The organism is Hymenobacter terricola (assembly GCF_017921975.2).
GTDB classification, from domain to species: Bacteria; Bacteroidota; Bacteroidia; order Cytophagales; family Hymenobacteraceae; genus Hymenobacter; species Hymenobacter terricola.
On sequence record NZ_JAGEMO020000198.1, the window covers coordinates 1 to 1,413 of the forward strand.

General features: G+C 56.3%; 1 protein-coding gene. It reads left to right on the plus strand.

Features of this window, described 5'->3' with window-relative positions; all coding sequences use genetic code 11:
- Positions 1–250 precede the first annotated feature (250 nt).
- Positions 251–1,312, plus strand: coding sequence for an IS110 family RNA-guided transposase (locus J4G38_RS28240; RefSeq protein ID WP_226164154.1), 1,062 nt, complete (start codon positions 251–253; stop codon positions 1,310–1,312).
- Positions 1,313–1,413: the final 101 nt, after the last annotated feature.

The window sequence follows — 1,413 nt, forward strand, 5'->3', positions numbered from 1 at the left end:
CTCTTGTATGATTGCCCTGCCTTTCAAGTAGAGAGGTAGCCAGAAAAGGAAACGAGGACACTATTATTCTCTAACGGCGGCTCTTTGGTGTCGACCGTGTACAGGAGAACCTGTGCCTCGTTTCTCGTTTTTGCCTGAAGACTGCACAGTATGGAGGGAGCTCGGTTCGCTTCAGCATCCCGTATTTGTACAAGAATAGTTGCGGTAAAAACCTGACTGGCTGCGTGTTTCATTTATTCCCCCCTTGTTTATGCGCGCTGCTACTTCCCCTATTACCCCGCTTAAGTATGTCGTGGGCATTGACATTGCCAAAGACACCTTTGTGGCTTGTTTCGGCCATATCGATACAAGCCAGCACTTGTCCTTCGGCAAAGAAACCAGTTTTGCGAACACGCTGGCAGGCTTCACGGCGCTGTTGGTCTGGACGGCCAAACAGCAGATAGGAGCGGCTCCGCAGTGGTTCGTGGTGGAAGCGAGGGGCGTGTACTACGAAGAACTCGCCTACTTTTTAGCTGACAACGGACAAGCCCTCAGCGTTTTGCTCCCAAACAAAGTCAAGCACTTTGCGCAGAGTACAGAGCAGAAGAGTAAAACGGACCAACTCGATGCCCGCCTGCTCTGTCGCCTAGGCCTGGAACGTGCCCTGCCCGCCTGGCAGCCACCCACGCCTGCCCTGCGCCAGCTGCGGGTCCTCTCCCGCGAACGGCAGAACCTCACCCAGCAGGCTGTTCGACTTAAAGCGCAACGCCATGCTTACCAGCATAGTTATCAGCCGGATGCGCGCACCTTGGACCGGTTGGCAACTCGGCTGCAACTACTTAGTCAGCAGTTAAAAGCGATAGGCCAAGACCTGGCCGCGCTACTAGCTACCGAGCCAAAACTGGCTCGTAAGCTGGCGTACCTGACCAGTGTGCCGGGTATTGGCCTGACCACGGCTATCGTGGTAGTCGCCGAAACCAACGGCTTCGGGTTAATGGAAAACGAACGGCAACTCGCCTCCTATGCCGGCCTGGATGTGGTGCAGCGGCAAAGTGGCCTCTCGGCCGGGGCCACGCGCATTTCGCGCCGCGGTAACGTACGCTTGCGGACGGCACTCTATCTGCCAGCGGTGAGCAGCTTACGCTTCAACCCCCAGCAAATGGCCTTTTACGCCCGGCTGCGAGCGCGCCAACCCAGCGGCAAGCCCGGCGTCATTGCCGTCATGCGCAAGCTGCTGTTACTCTGCCACTCGCTCTGGAAGAACGATTGCGCCTATGACCCGCACTACCATCCGGCCCATTGCCTGGAAAAAGAAGTAGCCCCGACCAGTTGAGGGGCCGAGGCTACGCAGGATGAACCCAAAGGCTCTCCTTAAAGGCGCCTAAAGGTAAAAAAACTTGCTCACTTCCTTGCTTTTTAACACAGTATCTCCTG

Bases quoted from the DNA above. Each gene is read 5' to 3' on its own strand.
- J4G38_RS28240 (WP_226164154.1), top strand. From the start codon at position 251: ATGCGCGCTGCTACTTCCCCTATTACCCCGCTTAAGTATGTCGTGGGC.